This window comes from Isoptericola sp. NPDC057653 (assembly GCF_042799955.1).
Taxonomy (GTDB): domain Bacteria; phylum Actinomycetota; class Actinomycetes; order Actinomycetales; family Cellulomonadaceae; genus Isoptericola.
Window position 1 is genome coordinate 94,879 of record NZ_JBHVHP010000001.1, and the last position, 15,262, is coordinate 110,140.

General features: G+C 72.0%; 11 protein-coding genes. 4 read left to right on the plus strand and 7 right to left on the minus strand.

All coding sequences use genetic code 11. From position 1 onward, the window contains the following. Positions 1–10: 10 nt before the first annotated feature. Positions 11–1,657, minus strand: a complete 1,647-nt coding sequence (locus ACFU9A_RS00390; protein WP_430573276.1) for an ABC transporter substrate-binding protein — start codon at positions 1,655–1,657, stop codon at positions 11–13. Between the two features lie 207 nt (positions 1,658–1,864). Here ACFU9A_RS00390 and ACFU9A_RS00395 point away from each other — a divergent pair, with 207 nt between their 5' ends. Beyond that, positions 1,865–4,570 (plus strand): flippase-like domain-containing protein, encoded by a 2,706-nt coding sequence (locus ACFU9A_RS00395; RefSeq protein ID WP_430573277.1) that lies wholly within the window; start codon positions 1,865–1,867, stop codon positions 4,568–4,570. Then, positions 4,567–5,484 carry a helix-turn-helix domain-containing protein gene (locus ACFU9A_RS00400; protein ID WP_430573278.1) on the plus strand — a complete coding sequence of 306 codons (918 nt, stop codon included), beginning with the start codon at positions 4,567–4,569 and terminating at the stop codon, positions 5,482–5,484. Before ACFU9A_RS00395 ends, ACFU9A_RS00400 begins: the two co-directional genes overlap by 4 nt. On the opposite strand, the gene ACFU9A_RS00405 is transcribed toward ACFU9A_RS00400, so the two are convergent. The 3 genes from ACFU9A_RS00405 to ACFU9A_RS00415 form a co-directional block, all read right to left on the minus strand. Continuing rightward, positions 5,391–6,677, minus strand: a complete 1,287-nt coding sequence (locus tag ACFU9A_RS00405) for an MFS transporter (protein WP_430573279.1) — start codon at positions 6,675–6,677, stop codon at positions 5,391–5,393. The two genes, ACFU9A_RS00400 and ACFU9A_RS00405, sit on opposite strands and share 94 nt — an antisense overlap. Before the next feature lie 185 nt (positions 6,678–6,862). Beyond that, a complete protein-coding gene (locus ACFU9A_RS00410) occupies positions 6,863–7,144 on the minus strand; it encodes an HU family DNA-binding protein (protein WP_430573280.1) in 282 nt (93 codons plus the stop codon). Between the two features lie 232 nt (positions 7,145–7,376). Next, on the minus strand, positions 7,377–8,129 hold the full coding sequence (locus ACFU9A_RS00415) for a copper resistance protein CopC (RefSeq protein WP_430573281.1): 753 nt from the start codon (positions 8,127–8,129) through the stop codon (positions 7,377–7,379). 141 nt (positions 8,130–8,270) lie between these two features. On the opposite strand from ACFU9A_RS00415, the gene ACFU9A_RS00420 reads away from it, so the two are divergent. Beyond that, positions 8,271–10,319: an NAD(+) synthase gene (locus tag ACFU9A_RS00420; RefSeq protein ID WP_430573282.1), complete on the plus strand. Its 2,049-nt coding sequence runs from the start codon at positions 8,271–8,273 to the stop codon at positions 10,317–10,319. 2 nt (positions 10,320–10,321) lie between these two features. On the opposite strand, the gene ACFU9A_RS00425 is transcribed toward ACFU9A_RS00420, so the two are convergent. Further along, complete coding sequence (locus ACFU9A_RS00425; RefSeq protein ID WP_430573283.1) at positions 10,322–10,909, minus strand: histidine phosphatase family protein; 588 nt, start codon at positions 10,907–10,909, stop codon at positions 10,322–10,324. 96 nt (positions 10,910–11,005) lie between these two features. Between ACFU9A_RS00425 and ACFU9A_RS00430 the strand changes: the two genes are divergently transcribed. Next, positions 11,006–12,370 carry an AAA family ATPase gene (locus ACFU9A_RS00430; RefSeq protein ID WP_430573284.1) on the plus strand — a complete coding sequence of 455 codons (1,365 nt, stop codon included), beginning with the start codon at positions 11,006–11,008 and terminating at the stop codon, positions 12,368–12,370. Between the two features lie 167 nt (positions 12,371–12,537). On the opposite strand, the gene ACFU9A_RS00435 is transcribed toward ACFU9A_RS00430, so the two are convergent. Both ACFU9A_RS00435 and ACFU9A_RS00440 read right to left on the minus strand, forming a co-directional pair. After that, positions 12,538–14,067 (minus strand): Abi family protein, encoded by a 1,530-nt coding sequence (locus ACFU9A_RS00435; RefSeq protein ID WP_430573285.1) that lies wholly within the window; start codon positions 14,065–14,067, stop codon positions 12,538–12,540. 242 nt (positions 14,068–14,309) lie between these two features. Beyond that, positions 14,310–15,152 (minus strand): deaminase, encoded by an 843-nt coding sequence (locus ACFU9A_RS00440; RefSeq protein ID WP_430573286.1) that lies wholly within the window; start codon positions 15,150–15,152, stop codon positions 14,310–14,312. Positions 15,153–15,262 lie beyond the last annotated feature (110 nt).

Genomic DNA, 15,262 nt, shown 5'->3' on the forward strand with positions numbered 1-15,262 from the left:
AGTCCGTCTCTCAGCCCTTGGCCAGCGCGCCGTAGCGGAACTTGAACGACGCGTCGAGCGTGTCCTTGGTCCCGGTGACGTCCTTGCCCGTGACGGCGACCTGCGCACCCTGCAGGTACGGGACGGTCGACAGGTCGTCGGCCTCGGCGTCCTGGATCTTGCCCAGCAGCTCGGTGCGCTTCGCCTCGTCGGCCGTGACGGCCTGCTCGAGGATCATGTCCTCCACGTCCTGGTTCACGTAGTGGTTGCCCAGGAAGTTCTCCTTGAGGAAGAACGGCGTGAGGTAGTTGTCCGCGTCCGAGTAGTCCGGGAACCAGCCGAGCTGGTACGCCGGGTAGACGTCGGCGGTGCGGTCCTTCGAGTACTGCACCCACTCCGTGGTCTGCAGGTTCACCTTGAACAGGCCGCTGCCCTCGAGCTGGTCCTTGATGAGCGCGTACTCGTCGCCCGACGACGGGCCGTAGTGGTCGTTCGAGTACTGCAGGTTCAGCTCGACCGGGGTCGTGACGCCGGCGTCGGCGAGGGTCTGCTTCGCCTTGTCCGCGTCGGGCCCGCCCTGGCCGTCGCCGTACTTCTCCTTGAGCGGCTCCGTCGCGCCGGTCAGGCCGTCGGGCACGAAGGAGTACAGCGGGGTGTAGGTGCCCTTGTAGACCTGGTCGGCCAGCGCCTGGCGGTCGATGAGGTCGGCCACGGCCTGACGCACCGCGGTCGCCTTCTTCGGGTCGGCGTCGGACTGCTTCTCGCCGTACGGCTGGGTGTTGAAGTTGAAGACGATGTAGCGCGTCTCGCCACCGGGGCCCGTGACGACCTGGACCTTGTCGTCCTTGCCGAGGTCCTCGATGTCGGTGGGCGACAGCGAGCGGAACGCGACGTCGACCGAGCCGTCCTGCACCTCGAGCTTGAGGTTGGAGGCGTCGGTGAAGTACTTGACGTTGATCTTCGGCGTCTTCGCCGCGCCGAGGACGCCCTGGTAGCCGTCGTACTTCTCGTAGCTGACCAGCTCGTTCATCTTGTAGCCGCTGATCGAGTACTGCCCGGCGAACGCCTTTCCGTCCACGATCGTCTTGTCGTCGGTGACCGCGTCGGCCGAGAAGACGTCCTCGTCGACGATCGGGCCCACCGGCGACGACAGGATCTGCGGGAAGATCTGGTCGTTCGCGCTCTTCAGCTTGAAGACGACGGTCGTGTCGTCCGGCGTCTCGACCGAGTCGAGGTTGTACAGCAGCGACGACGGGCCGTTCTCGTCCGCGATCTTCAGCTGCCGGTCGAACGTGAACTTGACGTCCGAGGAGGTCAGGTCGTTGCCGTTGGCCCACTTCAGGCCCGGCTTGAGCTTGACCGTGTACTCCTTGGGCGACGTGAAGTCCGCCGACTCCGCGATGTCCGGCTGCACGTCCGGGCTGCCGTACGGCGTGTTCAGGAGGAACGGGTAGACCTGGTTCATCACGGCGAACGAGCCGTTGTCGTACGACCCGGCCGGGTCCAGCGACGTGATCTTGTCCGTCGTCCCGATGATCATCGACTCGGCGGCGCCGCCGCCGCCGTCCCCGCTGCCGCCGTCGCCGGAACCGCCGCCGCACGCGGTCAGCACCAGCGCCAGCACTGCCGTTCCTGCGGCGCCGGCGATCAGGCGTCGTGAGCCTCTGATGGCACTCATGGTCGTGGTCCCCTTCGTCCAGGCCGGCCCACGGCGGGTGGCCGCGGGCTCGTGGCGATGCGGGTGTCTGAGACACACCGGTGTGTCGCCCTGGTCACGGGCGTGGGTCACGTCCGGACCGGTGTCGCATCGTGGTCCGGGAACCTACCACTGCGCTCCGCCTCGTGTCACAGGCCACAGTGCCCGTTCCCGCCTAGACTTCCCCGCATGTCCGGAGCGAGCACCGCGGGTCCCGTCCAGGATCCGTCGCACCGGGATCGCCCGGCGCACCGGGGGCCGGCGTCCGACCCGACGCCGCCGACCGGTCCGCTGCAGGCGCTGCTCGGCGGGGACGCCCCCGGCCACGACCCCGCGACGGACCTCGTGCGCGTCGTCGACACCCCCGAGGCACGGGTGCGGCACCCGTCGGACATGCTCGGCATGGTGGTCAGCGCGCTGGCCGTGGCGCTCGTGCTCGTCCTGTCGGTCGTCGCGCACGCGACCACCGAGGGCGTCACGGAGGACGTCCAGAACTTCAGCACCCTGCTGGCCCGCATCCTGTTCGTGCCGGTCAAGGTCCTCGAGGGCCTCGTCACCCTGTTCGTGCCCGCCGCCGTGCTGATCGAGCTGGGCTGGCGCCGGCTGGGCCGGCAGGTGGTGGAGTCGATCTGCGCGGCCGCCCTCGGCCTCCTGCTCGGCATCGTGACGACGCTGACGATCTCGTACTTCGGCAGCGACGAGCTCGTCCGCGGGCTCTCGGTCTTCTCCGACGGCACGTGGCAGCTCCAGATCCCCGGGTACGTCTCGGCCATCGCCGGCCTGCTCACCACGGCCGGCCCGCGCACCCGCCGCCGCACGGTGCGCTGGTCGTGGAACGTGCTCTACCTGTCCCTGGCCATCGTGCTCATCACCGGGCAGGTGTCGCTGCCGGGCGTGATCGTGGCCCTGCTGCTCGGCCGCCTCGCCGGGCAGGCCGTGCAGTACGTGTCGGGCGTGCGCAGCGAGCGCGCCTACGGCGCCGACCTCGTGGCCGCCGTGCGGCGCGCAGGATTTCACCCGACGGCGCTGGTCCGGGTGCGCGACGTGTCCGCCGTCGTCGACGACGGCGCGGCCCCCGGCGAGGAGCCCGCCCCGCCCGAGGACCCCGTGGCCGCGTACGACGCCGACGGGGACGTCGTCGAGGCGTTCCCCGAGGAGGGGCAGGCCTTCCCGCCGTCCCCGACGACGGCGGACGCCGCCGCCGTCGCGCTCACCCGCGCGGGCGACAACCGCGTGTACGCGCTGTTCACCGACGACGGCGCGCCCCGCCGCGACATCGTCGTGCTGGACGGCGACCGCCAGGTCATGACCACCGTGCAGCGACTGTGGCGCGCGCTGCGGCTGCGCGGGCTGGAGGGCCGGGCCTCGATCTCGCTGCGCGCCGCGGCCGAGCGCACCGCCCTCCTCGCGTACGCGGCCACCGCGGCCGGCGTGCGCACCCAGCGGCTGGAGGGCATCGGCGTCGCCGACGACTCCGTGGTGCTGGTGCAGGAGCACGCGCGCGGCGCCGTGTCGCTGCGCGACCTCGACGCCGACGACCTCGAGGGCCCGCGCGGCGACGCCGTCCTCGCGGAGGCCTGGGAGCAGCTGCGGCGCGCCCACGACGCCGGCCTCACCCACCACTCCCTGACGCTCGACGTGGTGCTGGTGCACCGCGACGAGCACGGCGACCCGCACGTGTGGCTCACCGGCTGGGAGCAGGGCGAGATCGCGTCGGGCACGCTGTCGCGGCGGCTCGACCTCACGCAGATGCTCGCCCTGCTGGCGCTGCGCGTGGGCGCGCGGCGGGCGCTGGCCTCCGCGGTCCGCGCGCTGCCCGACAAGGAGATCGCCGCGATCGGCCCGCTCCTGCAGTCCGTCGCGCTGCCGAGCCCGACGCGCGAGGAGGTGCGCAAGGCCAAGGGCCTGCTGAACGAGCTGCGCGAGGCCCTCGTCGAGCGGCTGCCGCAGGCCGACGTGCAACCCCAGAACATCACCCGCTTCGGCGCCCGCACGATCATCATGCTGACCCTGACGATCGTCGCCGTCACGGTGATCGTCACGACGATGAACTTCGAGGAGATCGCCGCCGCGATCACCGAGGCGAACCCCTGGTGGGTGGCGGCGTCCTTCGCGTTCGGCGCGATCACGTGGTTCGGCGCGGCGCTCACGTTCACCGCGTTCTCGCCCGAGAAGCTGCCGCTGTGGCGCGCGACCCTCACGCAGATGGCCGGCTCCTTCGTGTCGCTCGCGGCGCCCGCCGGGATCGGGCCGGCCGCACTCAACCTGCGGATGCTCACCCGCCGCGGCGTCGCCACCCCGATGGCGGTCGCGACCGTGGCGCTGGTGCAGCTGTCGCAGTTCGTCGTCACGGTGCTGCTGCTCGTCGTGCTGTCCGTGTCCACCGGCTCCGGCGGCCTCATCGACCTGCCGTCGACCACCGTGCTGCTCGCCATCGCCGGCGTGGGCGTGGCGGTCGTCGCGACCCTGCTGGTGCCCTCGGTGCGCCGGTGGGCGTGGGAGAAGGCGCGCCCCACGCTCGAGCAGGTGTGGCCGCGGCTGTCGCAGATGATCGGCCAGCCCACCCGGCTCGCGCTCGGCCTCGCCGGCAACGTCGTCATGACGCTGGGCTACGTGCTCGCGTTCGACGCCGCCCTGGCGGCCTTCGGGCAGGAGCTCAACCTCATCGACGTGGCGGTGATCTACCTGGTCGGCAACTCCGTCGGCGCGATGGTGCCCACCCCCGGCGGCCTGGGCGGCGTCGAGGGCGCGCTCATCGCGGGCCTCACCGCGGCGGGCATCCCGGCGTCCCTGGCGTTCTCCGTGACCATGCTCTACCGCGTCGTCACCTACTGGGCCCGCGTGCCGATCGGGTGGGTGGCGATGAAGCGCCTGGAGAGCACGGGCGACCTGTGACCGCCCTCGAGGACGCGCCCGGGTGCGGCGCGCCGGGCGTCACGTCCGCGTCCGCCGCGGCCGACGAGCTCGACCGTGTGCTCGCGGGGCTGCAGTGGCGGTTCGTCGCGCGGTCCCGGCACGCGCTCGACCCGGGCGGCTGGGCCGAGCACGCCACCGGCTCCGGCGCCCTGCTGCTGGTCACCGAGGGCCTGGTGCGGGTGCGCGGCGTGGGCGACGTGGCGGACCTGGCGCCCGGCGACTTCCTCTTCCTGCCGCACGGGCCGCGGTTCGAGGTGCACGCGCTGTCGGAGGCCGTCGTGGAGTGCGTGCAGGTCGCGCCCGTCGGCGCGGACACCGGCCGCGGCGTGCTCCCCGACCACGTGCTCCTCACCGAGCTGCCGCAGACCGAGCCGACGGCTGCCGCGATGCTGCGCGACCTCGTCGAGTCGTACCGCGCCCCCCGCAGCGTGCTGGGCGACCGCGTCGTCACGCTCGTCGCGTCGCTCGCGATCAGCGCCTGGTACGCCCGCGGCTGCGCGCCCGCCCGCTGGCTGATGCAGCGGGAGGACCCGGGGCTGGCGAGCGCCGTCGCCGCGATCCACGCCGACCCCGGCCGGGAGTGGAGCGTGGACGACCTGGCGCGGGTGGCGCTGGCGTCGCGGTCCGGGTTCGCCGCCCGGTTCCGCGACGCCACCGGCCAGACGCCCGGACGCTACCTCGCGCAGGTGCGGGTCGCGCACGCGCGCTGCCTCCTGGCGGCGGGCGACCTGCCGGTCGCGGCGATCGCCCGCCAGCTGGGCTACGGCTCGGACACGGCGTTCGGCCGCGCCTTCCGTCGTCACACGGGCGCGACGCCGTCCGAGTGGCGTCGCGGGAGCGTGCTGCGCACCAGCACGCCGCCGGCCACCGCGACGACCGCGGCGACCAGGTAGGTCCAGCCCACCCCGACGGAGTCGACGCCCAGGCCGCCCACGGCCGAGCCGAGGATGATCGCGGTCTGGAACGCCGCCACGACGAGCCCGCTGCCCGCCTCGACCTGGTCGGGCATGATCCGCGTGATCCACACCTGCACCACGTTGAGCACGCCCCCGAACGCCAGGCCCCACAGGACGACCGCGGGGTACGCGAGCACGGGGAACGCCGCCGCCAGCCCCACCGCCGCCACGCCCGCGCCGATCACCACCGGCACGGCGAGCAGCAGCGCCGGCAGGTGCCGGTCCACGATCGCCCCGATCGCGAAGTTGCCGACCAGCCCGCCCGCGCCGAACAGGGCGAGCAGCACGGCGATGGTGCCGACGTCCGCCCCCGGCAGCGCCGACAGCGCCGGGCGCACGTACGTGAAGCCGACGAAGTGCCCGCCGATGACGGCGACGATGCTCACCAGGCCCAGCGGGACGCCCGGGGACCGCAGCGCCCGGCCCGTCGCCGACCAGCCGATGCCCGGCGTGGGCGCGACCGGCGGCAGCGCGGCCCGCATCGCGACCGCCGTCACCACCGTGACGACCGCGGCCGCGACGAACACGACCCGCCAGCCCGCCGCCGCGCTGAGGATCACGCCGAGCGGCACCCCGGCCACCGTCGCGACCGTCGTCCCGGCGTTCACGACCATCATCGCCCGGCCCACCCGGTCCGCCGGGACGAGCTGCGTGGCGATGACCAGGGACATCGACCAGTAGCCGCCGAGCGCCGCGCCGAGCAGCAGCCGGGCCGCCATGAGCACCCCGATGCTCGGCGCGAGGGCGACCAGCACGTTGGACACCACGGCACCCAGGGCCAGGACCACCAGCAGCGTGCGGCGGTCCGTGCGCGGGAACAGGGCGCTCAGGCCCAGCGCGGTGGCGAGGGCCGTGAGGGCGGTGACGCTCACCGACAGCCCCACGACGCCCTCCGAGACGCCCAGGTCCTGCGCCACCGGCGTCAGCACCCCGGGCGGCAGGAACTCCGCCGTGACGAGCGAGAAGCTGCCGAGGAACATCGTGGCGAGCGCGAGGCCCGCGCGCCGCGGGGACAGGGGTCGGGGCGCCGGGGCCGGCGCAGGGGCGGTCGTGGGCGCCGCCGGGCCCGCGGTGGTGGCGGGGCGAGCCGTGGCCGGCGCGGCCGCCGTGTCGATCGGGTTCGTGGTCATGCTGGTCGCAACAACCGGCGTCCCGGTGCCAGCCGACCGGGACGCCGACGGACTCGATCGAGACGCCAGGCACGGCCGGCGCCGCGCGCGGACCCGCCCGGGAACACCGGAGGCCCGCCGCTCGCGCAGGGCGAGCGGCGGGCCTCCGGGTAGCCGACCTGGCGCGTGGCCGGGTCAGCGAAGGGTCACTTGGTGACGGCCTTCTTCAGCAGCGAGCCGGCGCTGATCTTCACACCGAAGCCGGCCGGGATCTGGATCTCCTCGCCCGTGCGCGGGTTGCGACCGGTGCGGGCCGCGCGCTCGACGCGCTCGACCGAGAGCAGACCCGTGACCTTGACCGCCTCGCCCTTGGCGAGCGACTCCTCGAGCACAGCCTGGAAGGCGTTGAGGAACTTCTCCGCCTCAGCCTTGCTGAGCTCAGCCTTGCCGGCGATGGCCGAGACCAGCTCGGACTTGTTCAGCGACATGTGCATCCCTTCTCCGGTTCACGACGCACGCGACCCGCGCGTCGTCACGTTCACGATCCCGGCCGGCTCTCGCCGGGGGACCGGGGAACACACTAGGGAACATCCGCGGATTCCTGCGACTTTTCCGCGCGTGGCGTGCCGGACACTCGTCCCGGCTCACCCGTCGAGCGCGTGATCTGTCCCGCTATCGGGCCTCATGGCGGGACAGATCGCGCGCTCGGGGAGGGCGGCGTCAGCCGCGCGGGCGGTCGCCCCCGCCGGGCTCGTGCGGCTCCTGCGGGCCGTCGTCCCCGGCGTCCGGCCCGTCGTCGTGCCGGTCGTCGTGCTCGTCGTCCTGCCAGCCGTCGGTGCCGCGCCGGCGCAGGCGCAGCACGACCGCCGCGGCCACGCCCACCGCGGCCAGCACCGCCACGGGGAACAGCCACGCCGTCGCCCACCCGGCCTCGCCCTCGGCGTCGAGGTCGGCGCCGGGGGTGCCCGTCCGGTGCACGTGCCCGTCGTCCGGCGCGCTCGCGGTGGGCGAGGGCGCGGGCGCGGACGACGTCGGGGTCGCCGTCGCCGTCGGCGTCGGGGTGGGGGTGGGCGTCGGGCTCGGGGACGCGGCCGCCACGGTGAACGACAGGTCGCCCTCGATGGGGTGGCCGTCGGAGGAGACGACCCGCCAGGCGACGTCCCAGTCGCCGCCGGGCAGGTCCGCCGGCAGCGTCGCGACGGCCTCCTCGCCGTCCACGGTGACCTTCGCGGGCGTCGTGCCGTCGGGGGTCGTGACGGCCACCTGGGCGCCCGAGTCGAGCATGGCGGCGCTGAACACGAGCGTGAGGGTGGTCGGGGGCTCGGCGACCTCGGCGCCGTCGGCCGGGTCGGACGAGACGAGCCGGTCGTGCGCGGCGGCGGGCTGCGCGACGGCGAGACCGAACGCGGGCGCGAGCGCGGCGGCGAGCAGGACGACGAGGGCGCGACGACGGCGCGCGGGTCGGGGGTGCACGGCCCGACCCTAGCGACCGCCGTCCTCCCCCTCACCCCACCCCGCGAGACGGTCCCGGACTCCCCGAGGCGGTCCGGGACCCGGAGCACCTCGGCACGGTCCTCCTCGGCGGTTCGTGGCGCGCGTTCCTACACTCGGGGGGTGGACTTCACCTCGGCCTACGCCCATGGCTTCGCCCGCGTCGCGGCCTGCACCGTCCCGGTCACCGTCGCCGACCCCCGCGCGAACGCCGCCGCGATCCTCGCCGAGGCGCGCGCGTGCCACGACGACGGCGTCGCGGTCGCCGTCTTCCCGGAGCTGTGCGTGTCCGGCTACGCCATCGACGACCTGCACCTGGCGGACACGCTGCTGGAGGCGACGTCCGACGCCCTCGCGACGATCGTGGAGGCCAGCGCGGACCTGCGCCCGCTGCTCGTCGTCGGCGCCCCGCTCGAGGTCGGGAACCGGCTGCTGAACTGCGCGGTCGTCGTGCAGGGCGGGCGGGTGCTGGGCGTCGCACCCAAGTCGTACCTGCCGAACTACCGCGAGTTCTACGAGAAGCGCTGGTTCGCCCCCGGCGACGACCGGCGCGGCGCCACCGTGACGCTGCCGTTCGCCGACGGGCCCGTACCGTTCGGCCCCGACCTGCTGTTCGCCGCCGACGACGTCGCGGGCCTCGTCGTGCACGCCGAGGTGTGCGAGGACCTCTGGGTGCCCGTGCCCCCGTCGGCGGAGGCGGCGCTGGCGGGCGCGACCGTGCTGCTGAACCTGTCCGCGAGCCCGATCACGGTGGCGCGGGCGGAGGACCGGCGGCTCATGGTGCGCTCGGCGTCGCACCGCGGGCTCGCCGCCTACGCGTACGCGGCGGCGCAGGGCGAGTCGAGCACGGACCTGTCGTGGGACGGCCAGACGATGGTCTACGAGGTGGGGGACCTGCTCGCCGAGACCGAGCGCTTCCCCGACGGCGCGCGGCGCTCCGTGGCCGACGTCGACCTCGACCGGCTGCGCCAGGAGCGGCTGCGGCAGGGGTCGTTCGACGACAACCGCCGCGCCCTCGCCGACCGTCTCGACGGCTTCCGCACCGTGCCGTGGACGGTGGACCCGCCGGCGGGCGACGTCGGTCTGCGCCGCAAGGTGGACCGCTTCCCCTTCGTCCCGGACGACCCCGAGCGCCTGGCCCAGGACTGCTACGAGGCGTACTCCATCCAGGTGGCCGGGCTGGAGCAGCGGCTGCGGTCGATCGGGCAGCCGAAGATCGTCCTCGGCGTCTCGGGCGGCCTGGACTCGACGCACGCGCTGATCGTCGCGGCCCGCGCGATGGACCGGCTGGGCCGGCCCCGCAGCGACATCCACGCGATCACGATGCCCGGCTTCGCGACGTCGGCGGAGACGAAGGACCGCGCCACCCGGCTCGCGACGTCGCTGGGCGTGCACTTCGAGGAGCTCGACATCCGGCCCGCCGCGGAGCAGATGCTGCGCGACCTGGACCACCCGTTCGGCGCCGGCGAGAAGGTCTACGACGTCACGTTCGAGAACGTGCAGGCCGGCCTGCGCACCGACTACCTGTTCCGCCTCGCGAACCACCGCGGCGGCATCGTGCTCGGCACGGGCGACCTGTCCGAGCTGGCGCTCGGCTGGTGCACCTACGGCGTGGGCGACCAGATGTCGCACTACGCGGTGAACACCGGCGTGCCGAAGACACTCATCCAGCACCTCATCCGCTGGGTGGCGGACTCGGGCCGGTTCGAGGCGGAGACGAACGCCCTGCTCCTGGAGATCCTGGGGCAGGAGATCTCCCCCGAGCTCGTGCCGGCGGCCGACGGCGAGGCGCCGCAGTCCACGGAGGCCACGATCGGGCCGTACGCGCTGCAGGACTTCACGCTGTTCTGGACGCTGCGGCACGGCCTGCGGCCGTCCAAGATCGCGTTCCTCGCCTGGCACGCCTGGCGCGACGCCGACGCCGGCGGGTGGCCGCCGAACTTCCCCCACGACGAGCGCTCCGCCTACGACCTGGAGACCATCCGGAGGTGGGAGACGGTGTTCTTCCGCCGCTACTTCTCGTCGCAGTTCAAGCGCTCCGCGCTGCCCAACGGCCCCAAGGTCTCCCCCGGCGGCACCATGTCGCCGCGCGGCGACTGGCGCATGCCGTCGGACGCCTCCGCCGCCGCGTGGCTCGCCGAGCTGGAGGCGAACGTCCCGATCACGGTGTGAGGTCAGGGGCGCACGACCGGCCCGAACCCGGTCCAGCGCAGCTCGGGCGGCAGGTGGCCCATGTCGTTGGAGAGGATCAGCGACGCGCCGCGGTCGTCGCGGTACTCGAGGGTCGTGAGGGAGGCGTTGCCGTACGGCATGCCCAGCCAGCTCTCGGGCGGGGCGGCGAGCGCGTCGCGCACCAGCCACGCGACCTGGAACGCGTGGGTGACCAGCACCTCGTGCGTCTCGGTCGCGGCGGGGCGGGCGAACCGCGCGGTGAGCGCGGCGGCCAGGCGGGCGCCGTCGGCGGCCTCGGCGCGGTCCTCGTCGTCGAAGAAGTCCTCCCACCCCGGCGGCACGGGGTCCGGCAGGTGGGGCACGTGGTCGGTCAGCTCGGGTGCCGCGGCGACGGGGACGTCGGGCAGCTGCGCCGCCAGGACCTGGGCGGACCGGGCGGCGCGGGGCAGCGGCGAGTGCCAGACGGCGTCGACCGGCAGCGCGGCGAGGCGGCGGCCGGCCAGCTCCGCCTGCCGCTCCCCCTCCCCCGACAGCTCTCCGAACGGGTCCGCGGCGCCGTGGCGCAGCACGTGCAGGTGTCGGGTCGGCATCCGCCGACGCTATCGGCTCGGCCGGCGTCGATGCAGGCAGATAGGGTGCTGCGGGCCGTTCCGCCGGGGACGGCGGCAGGGAGCACGGGGAGCACCATGAGCGAGCGACAACATTCGGGGACGACGACGGACGGCGTCGCGACGCCCGAGGAGCAGCAGGGCAGGCTCCTGTGGCCGAAGCTCGGCCCCTACCCGACGGAGGTCCGCCAGACGATCCGCGTGCTCGCGGAGATCCTCGGCGCCCCGCGCAAGAAGAAGAAGGGCACGCCGACGTCGAGCTCCGGCTGGGCGGCGCGCAAGCTGGGCGTGAAGAAGTCCCGGATGTCCGAGGTGAAGCGCGCCGTCTCCGACACGCAGCTGCTGCTGCACGGGCACGTCCTGGCCCGGTGGATGGCCGAGCACGAGGGCAGCTACCAGATCCTCGGGCCGCAGGGCCGTACGCCCGAGTGGCGGCCGCTGAGCCTGGGCGAGGACCACACCCTCTCGGTGCCCTACCACCTGTCGGCGTTCTTCCCCGCCGGCACCCTGCGCGACGAGCCGGTCGCGATCCACCTGTGCGGCGGGCACCCCGCGGACGTCACCGTCTACACGGGCGAGGGCCGCCGCGACCTCGCCGAGTCGGTGCTCGACGACTTCCTCACCGCCCTCAAGGGCGAGGGGAACCCGTACCGCGGCCGCATCCTGCAGGTGTCGGTGACCAGCTACGGCAACCAGGTCGGCTTCGAGCCCGTGCCCGCGACCCACGAGACGCGCGCCGACCTCGTGCTCGCCGACGCCGTCTGGGGCGAGGTGGACCTGTTCCTGTCGTCGGGCACCACGCGCCGCGCCGACCTGCTCTCCCTCGGGCTCCCCACCACCCGCGGGCTGCTGCTCGCGGGCAAGCCCGGCGTCGGCAAGACGAAGCTGGGCCGGATCCTCGCGGCGGAGGTCGCGGGCGCGATGACCGTGATGATCGTGGAGCCGGACGTGCTGCGACAGGCGTCGGAGAACCTTTACAAGGAGGTCGAGCGGCTCGGCCCCACCCTCGTCGTCATGGAGGACATCGACGGCGTCGCGAACGCGGAGATGCGCAGCTCGTCGGGCTTCTCGGAGTTCCTCAACGCCCTCGACGGCGCACGGGTGCGCAACGACGTCCTCACCCTCGCGACCACCAACGACCCCGGCTCCCTCGACCCCGCGGTGAAGCGGCCCGGGCGGTTCGACACCATCCTCGAGGTGCCGCTGCCGAGCCACGAGGGCCGCGTCGCCATCCTCAGGATCTACCTGCCGCGCCGGGGCGACGGCCTCGACCTCGCCGCCATCGCCGGCAGCCTCGACGGCGCGACGGGCGCGGAGATCCGCGAGGTCGCGCGCCGCGCCGTCCTCGAGCACGGCGTCGAGGGCATGACGACGCGCCGCATCCTCGACATCACGTCGACCGGCCGCTGGAAGCCGTCCCCCTCAGTCGGGCACTACCTCTAACCGCGGCCCCAGTTAGCGAGGGATCTTGGAAGGACTACTCAGTTCGGCTGATTCCCTGCGCTCGCAGAGTAGAGGCGGGACTGATGGGCTTCGCAGGCCCTTCGTTGGATCGGTATGTCCAAGCCGTCTTCTATTGACCTAATTGATGCACCAGCCGGTTCGGTCGGTTAGCGCGGATCCCGGTGTACACGGAAGCTACTCATTGCATCCGACTCGCGGATCACGGCTGTGAACTCCTCCTCGGAAAGAGATTCGAGCAGATCGAGAGGCGAACGCGCGGTGCTGACCTCGTTCCGCGGTAGAGCAGGGCTTGGCGTTTGCCACCAATCCAGAAGCCCCGCGGCAACGCACGTGGGATCCTCGTCGTCGCAGGAGGTGACGAGCGCCTGGTTGATCTCCGCGAGGGCGTCGATGATCGCGCCGTCCCGGAATTGGAAGGCGGGATAGTACTTGGTCTTCCCTAGCTCGACCTCGATCACGACCCCGTACTTCAGGTAGGTCCGCAGCAAGGACTTCTGTGCGCCCCGCCTCGCCGCGGCCAGCTGGTCTGGCGACCGGGGCTCGGCCTTTGGCTTCGGCTCTGCAGCGGTCAACGTGGCGCGGGCCTGCGGAGCGGTCAAACTCTCGGCGCGATCGAGCAGGCTCGCGGCCATCATCGGCGACTGGTCGAGCGCGAAGCTACGGTCCCAGATCGGGCTGCGCTTCCAGTCGTCGGGGAAGCCTAGTTGGCCCATGCCGATTCCGAGGCTCTGCGACCGGTCCGCGATGAAGTCGGCGACGTCGACGACGTCGGTTCGTTCGGGGGTGATGCTGAGCATGAGGTGCCGCATGACGAGCAGGACGCCGTAGAGCCTATTGTTCGTACCCTCGTCCACGAGTGGCGCAAGGACCTCACCGGGGTCCCTTCGCGCTTGTCCCGGCGCATCGATCAGCACGTCGAACACACGGTTCCACAGGCGGCCGTAGTGCGCGCAGATGTTCCGTACGTTCCGGAGGTTGTTGAGCCAGTTCCCCAGGGCACCGCGGTCGCCGCGACCGTCGGCGGCATTGACCTGGAACCTCGCGGCGAGGATCTCCTGGTCTCCCTGCGGCATTAGGTCATAGAGGCTGCTCAAGACACCGAAGGACATGACTTCTGTCGCCACCCAGATCGGCAGGTGCGGGCCGTACTCCCTGCGGAAGTGTACGACGAAGTCGCCCCGGGCCCTCGCCTCGTGGCGGTTGTACTCCTCGATCCAGTCGCGGTACGCCGTTGTTGATTCGGCTGGCGCGCCGAGTTCTCCTTGCCGGATCGCACCGAGCTTCTCCGGGCTCCGGTGCGCAAATGCATCAAGCCTGCCCAGGCGGTGGCCGATGAAGAATCTGAACGCCGTCTCGATCACACTCAGCGCATCGCCGAGGCGAGTCCGCAGCTCGTGGTCGAACTCGTAAAGTGCGACCACTTGCGAAAGGCTGGTCCCAGGGACGAACGAGTCCATGCGAATCTCGCGGCCCTCTCCGTCGAAGCGGGGCGCGGGAGGCTCTGGGCGAGCCCGACGGATATGCCAGTAGCCCGACAGCCGGTAGTAGCCGTGGAGCTTAAGGACGGCGGACGCGTAGGCGTCGTCAGCACAGTCCATGCCCCGTTCGCGCAACTGGCGCACCTGCTCGGGGATGGTCAGGAAGGGCTTCGCGTAGGTGCTGTCCGGGGTCGTCACTTGAGCATCGCCCTGCACCCCGGAACTCGGAGGTAGAAAGAGAACAGACCCGCGTCTCATCGCGAGAAGCGGGCCTGTCGTGTTGCTGCGATAGTACCGGCAGGGCGGCTGCACGTCAACAGCACCCAGGTCTGCTCATGGGCCGTGGACGCGTGAAGTTCAGAGGAGTTGTTCCTCAAGCCGTCGAAGACCGCAAGAAGCGCGTGGTCTCCCGGCCGTGTCGTCGGCTGGCCGCGCGCGTCTCAAGCGGTTCGGCCCTCCGCGGGCCGCGCTTCCCACCTGATCGTCACCGAGACATGGCCAGTCCCTCCATGTTGAGCAGTGGGCTCGATCGCAACGACCTGGCACAACAGGTGTCCGTGGTCGTTGCGCATCACGCCGATCGAGCCGATCTCAACCTTCACCGATGTCCCCCCGTAGTCGAGTGCATCGGCGTCATCGATCTCTGCGAACTCGTTCGCAAACCTGGCCAAAGCAACGACACCGGGACGCCCTCCGTACAGGTAGATCGCGCGAGCGCCGCAATCGGTCCATCTGGTCTCCCACGAGGGTGAGCCTTGCTCCTCGTCGACGCTGATCGTGAACCGACCGCCGTTCTGCGTGAAGTCAAACTTCGCGCCGGCGCTCAACCCGAAACCATTGGTGAAAACCTTGGCAAAGTCGACGGCGACTTGTCGCGCACATGCCCGCAAGTCAGCCGGGAAGTCACGCAGCTGGACACCGTGGTCGCGCAAGTGTCTCCAGCCGAGTCTGTACACCTGCGGATTCGGGTCGTACGCGCCGATGTACACGACAGAGATGCCCGCCTGGCTCACGAGTTCGGCGCACGGGACGCGATTGGTGCGTGAGTTCGCGCAGGGCTCCAACGACGTGTAGAGCTGAGCGCCCTCGACGTTGATGTGCTGCTCGTTAGCTTTGGCGAGAGCGACCTGCTCAGCATGGAGACCCGGGCGCTCTCCTTTGTGCCCAGTCGTCAGGACCTCACTATCTCGGGCGATGATGACCCCTACCCGAGCGTTGCCCCCCGACTTCATCGCTTCCTCTACGGCCGCCGTGGCATGCGCTCGCTCGATGTCGTTCAGCAACTGCCGCACCTCACTCTGCGCAGATCTACACCACTGGGAACGCGCCCACTATATTGGTTTATTGGGCGATTGGACTATTGGGCGCCCTCCCTGGGGACCGCCGAACAGGC